2 protein-coding genes are annotated in these 1,043 nt (G+C 61.8%); both read left to right on the forward strand.

Annotation, left to right across the window (positions count from 1 at the left end; genetic code table 11):
- Positions 1–318 (forward strand): flagellin (locus tag IAE24_RS29950; protein WP_267908947.1); only part of this gene is annotated, 318 nt, incomplete at its 5' end.
- 204 nt (positions 319–522) lie between these two features.
- The coding region (locus tag IAE24_RS29955; RefSeq protein WP_442778778.1) for a flagellin N-terminal helical domain-containing protein at positions 523–1,043 on the forward strand (521 nt) is incomplete at its 3' end.

Raw genomic sequence — 1,043 nt, forward strand, 5'->3', positions numbered from 1 at the left:
GGCAAGGGCATAGACAAGGTGGACATCTCCACGCAAGCCGGTGCTTGGGAAGCCATGCAGCGCATCGACAACGCGCTGGACAAGGTCAACTCCGCACGCGCCGACCTGGGTGCCATCCAGACCCGCTTCGAGAAGTCGATCGAGAACATCGACTCCATGAACGAGAACATCTCTGCGGCACGCGGCCGCATCGTGGACGCCGACTTCGCCAAGGAAACGGCGAACCTGAGCCGTACGCAGATCCTGCAGCAGGCTGGCACGGCCATGGTGGCCCAGGCCAACCAGCTGCCTCAGCAAGTGCTGAGCCTGCTGAAGTAAGAACAAGGCCTGGACGGCGGTGGGCTCGCTGCCGTCCAGGCCCGGAACTTGAAGAACGCATGCGAGGCTTGGCCATAGCGGCGTTCTTCTTGCAAGAACGGGTAGCCGGAACTGCCTGGAAACGGGTGCCGGGAAGGCGGATGCAGAAAAGATCGGCCGGCCGGATGCCAACGAAACGAGCATTTGAAGAAGGGGAATACCACTATGGCTATGACCATTAACACCAATGTTGTGTCCATCAACGCACAACGCAACCTGGGTCTGTCTGGCAGTTCGCTGGCTACCTCCATGCAGCGCCTGTCTTCGGGCCTGCGTGTCAACAGTGCCAAGGACGATGCAGCCGGCCTGGCCATCTCCGAGCGCATGAGCACCCAGGTGCGCGGCTTGGCCGTGGCCTCGCGCAATGCCAACGACGGCATCTCGCTGGCACAGACGGCTGAAGGCGCACTGGGCAAGGTCGGCGACATGCTGCAGCGCATGCGCGAGCTGGCGGTACAGTCGTCCAACGCGACGAACAGCAAGAGCGACCGTGAGGCGCTGCAGTCGGAGTTGTCTCAACTGCGTGATGAAGTGGACCGTGTGGCCAAGACCACCACGTTCAATGGCCAGAAGCTGCTGGAAGGTAGCTTCACGGGTGGCGTGTTCCAGGTGGGTGCGAACTCTGGCGACAACATCAGCGTGGGCTCGTTGGGCAACGTGAAGGTCGACAGCCTGGGCAACTCCTC

Origin of the sequence: Delftia sp. S65 (assembly GCF_016516495.1) — a bacterium.
Lineage (GTDB): Bacteria > Pseudomonadota > Gammaproteobacteria > Burkholderiales > Burkholderiaceae_C > Comamonas > Comamonas acidovorans.